This is a genomic window from Mycobacterium sp. (assembly GCF_049280035.1).
Classification (GTDB): domain Bacteria; phylum Actinomycetota; class Actinomycetes; order Mycobacteriales; family Mycobacteriaceae; genus Mycobacterium.
The window spans coordinates 1-3,130 of the sequence record NZ_JBAPPI010000716.1 but is presented as its reverse complement, the minus strand read 5'-3'; the positions used below and the strand labels follow the sequence as shown (position 1 = coordinate 3,130).

General features: G+C 62.1%; 3 protein-coding genes. 2 read left to right on the top strand and 1 reads right to left on the bottom strand.

Annotated features, from left to right (window positions below; all coding sequences use genetic code 11):
* Window positions 1-894: cytochrome P450 (locus tag WAN71_RS23110; protein ID WP_422227561.1), on the top strand; the 894-nt coding region annotated here is incomplete at its 5' end.
* A gap of 123 nt (window positions 895-1,017) precedes the next feature.
* Here the strand turns inward: WAN71_RS23110 and WAN71_RS23105 are convergent.
* The gene (locus WAN71_RS23105) at window positions 1,018-2,325 is read right to left on the bottom strand and encodes a cytochrome P450 (protein ID WP_422227560.1); all 1,308 of its coding nucleotides are present in this window, start codon (window positions 2,323-2,325) and stop codon (window positions 1,018-1,020) included.
* 203 nt (window positions 2,326-2,528) lie between these two features.
* On the opposite strand from WAN71_RS23105, the gene WAN71_RS23100 reads away from it, so the two are divergent.
* Window positions 2,529-3,128, top strand: a complete 600-nt coding sequence (locus WAN71_RS23100; RefSeq protein ID WP_422227559.1) for a TetR/AcrR family transcriptional regulator — start codon at window positions 2,529-2,531, stop codon at window positions 3,126-3,128.
* Window positions 3,129-3,130: the final 2 nt, after the last annotated feature.

The window sequence follows — 3,130 nt, the reverse complement described above, 5'->3', positions numbered from 1 at the left end:
ATCGAGTCACTGCGCGACACGGTCACCGAACTAGTTCGGGATTACCTCCAAAACGCCGATCCTCGCCGGTTCGATGTGATCCACGATTTTTCTGCTCTTTTTCCGGTGGACGTCATCACCGCTATGTTGGGTGTGCCCGACGAGTTCCGCGAAGAGCTACGAACATTGGTCGACAAGGGAATCGGCAATGAGCCGGGCGAGATAGACCGAAGCGAGGCCGGCATTCAGGCCCAGATACAAACCGCCGCCTATTACTACAACCTCGTGCAAGAACGTCGTGCGCAACCAGCCAACGACATGATCAGCAAGCTCATCGCTGCCGAAATCGAGCGGGACGCCGGGGAGATCAGCAGCTTGGAAGACTATGAGATCACCCTCTTCGCAATGCTGTTGGGCGGCGCGGGCGTGTCGACCGTGAAGAACCTGGTAGGCAACGCCGTGGCGATCTTCGCGAAACACACCGACCAATGGCAGAAACTGCTCGATGACCGCGCAAAGATTCCTGCCGCGGTAGAAGAGCTACTCAGGTACGACGGGCCAGTGCTGTACAACGCGCGATGGACGCTGAAAGACGCGACGCTGCACGGGGTCACGATCCCGGCGGGCAAACCTGTGTTGCTGTGTGGTGCTTCGGCGAATCGCGACCCCAGCGTATTTCCCGACCCTGACATGTTCTACATCGATCGCGACCACACCCTGGCACAACACTTCGGATTCGGGACGGGGATCCACACTTGCCTTGGCGCCGCCCTCGCCCGGATTGAAACCGCGGTGGCGCTAGAGCACATGCTCGAGTTCATGCCCCGCTACGAGGTCATCTGGGAAGGCTGCAAACGGGTTAATGCGATCAACTTCACCGGCTGGTCGCATCTACCAGTGAGGGTATTGCGATAAATCTGCGTGCTCGCGGAGCTGACACCACGACCCCGGGTCGACACGCGTACGGCGGATTTCGCGACAAGCCGTTGCGCACCAAGGCGATTCGCGATTTCAGCGCAGAAATGGCAGAGCCGTTGGCTAGCGCGCTGGCGCCAGCGCTGGCCGCGGCGTGAAAGTCAGGTGCAGTTCGGACAGCCCGCGCAGGATGTACGTCGGCTCGTAGTTGTAGCGACGTTCGCGAGCGGGTCCGTGTTTGGTTTCGCTGATGTTGATTTCGGACATCCGGTCCAAGATGCGCTCGAGCGAGACGCGGCCCTCGACCCGGGCCAGCGGTGCGCCGGGGCAGGAATGCACGCCACGGGCGAACGCCATGTGCTCGCGAACATTCTTGCGGTCGAGCTGGAACTCATGTGGATTTTCGAATCGGCGCGGATCACGGTTGGCGGCACCGGGTAACACCATCACGATGGTGCCGACCGGAATGTCGACGCCGCCGACGGTGGCCGGTTTGCGGGCAAGCCGGGAGTCACTTTTGACCGGGCTCTCCATCCGCAGCGATTCCTCGATGAATCCCGGAATCAGGCTGCGGTCGCTGCGCAGCTTCTGCTGGACCTCGGGTCGATCGCCGAGCGCCTGCAGCGCCGCGGACAGCAGCTTGGCGGTGGTCTCCTGCCCCGCGGCGAAAAGGAATGTCGCTGAACGACTTACCTCGATCACCTCGGGCGTGGATCCGTCGGGGTACTGCGCCGTCGCCAACGAGGTGAGCACGTCATCGCGGGGATTGCTGCGCCGGTCTTCGATGTATGAGCAGAACTTGTCGTCGAGCCACTGCAGCGGGTTGATGCCGACCGACTCGTGATCCAGTGCCCCTACCCGCGCGCCGGGGCGGTCGGCGCCCAATACATGGCGGAACTGCTTGTGGTCTTCCTCCGGGACACCGAGCAGGTCAGCGATCACCAACGTCGCGAACGGCTTTGAATACTCGGCGATGAACTCGCATTCGCCGTTGTCGAGAAATTCCTCGAGCTGGCGATCGGCCAGCTGCCACATGAACTCCTCGTTTTCCTTCAGCCGGCTGGGTGTGAGCAACCGGCTCAGGATCGAACGTGCGCGGGTGTGGTCGGGCGGATCCATCGTCACCATGTGCTCGAACATCGGAAACTGGTCGCGGTGCGCATCGATCAAAGAGCTGAGGTCGTCACAGTCGACCTCAAACGGCAACGGCGGAAACGGACCACCGAGCGCGACGCAGTTGGAGAAGGTATCCGGGTCCTTATAGACCGCGTTGGCCTCTTCCCACCCGGTGACCGCGACGACGTTGTGGTGGGGTAGCCGCAGCACCGGGTTTTGACTGCGCAGGTAGTCGAAGTAGGGATGCGGATCGGGAACCAGGGACGGGTCGGTGAAAAAGTCGATGGAATCGAACGTTGAATTAGGGATTGTCATTTACGCGCGCCTCCCGAGGCTGATTTACCCGTGGTGTGAGGGCGGCGCGGCGTGCGCCGCCGGGATCTGAAGTCGGCAAAAGTGCAGTAATTGCTGAGCACCTGCTTAGCATGGCGCTAATGTCGTGGTCAAGGTCGCTGCGTCGCCCGACGCTACGATCACCGATGTTGAGCACGCGACGAGCAGGATTTTGGAGCCAAGGCATGACTTCGGCGCGAAGAATCGGGGCACCCGACGCCAAGAACCGCGGCGTGCTGCTCGACGCCGCCGAGCAGTTGATGCTCGAAGAGGGTTATGCCGCAGTCACTTCCCGTCGTGTCGCGGAGAAGGCGGCGCTGAAGCCGCAGCTCGTTCACTACTACTTCCGCACCATGGACGATCTGTTCCTGGCCGCGTTTCGGCGTCGCGCCGAGGAAGGCCTTGAGGCGCAAGCGCAGGTATTGCAGGCGCGGCAACCGTTGTGGGCGCTGTGGCGGTTCAGCACCGATCCGGCGGCCACCGCGATCACCATGGAATTCATCGCGCTGGCCAACCACCGCAAAGCGCTCAGAGCCGAAATTGCCTACTACGCCGAGCGTTTCCGCGACGAGCAACAAAAGGCGCTGTCGACGGTCCTCGGTCGCTACGGCAAGGATCTCGGGGGCCCGGCGGAGGTGCCCCCGCTGGTGTGGTCGGTGCTGATGACCAGTGTGTCCCGAGTCCTGGTGATCGAGCAGGCGCTTGACATGTCCGCCGGCCATAGCGAAACGATCGCGATCGTCGAGAGCTACCTGCGCCATCTGGAGGGCGACCCCGAGATCTAGGT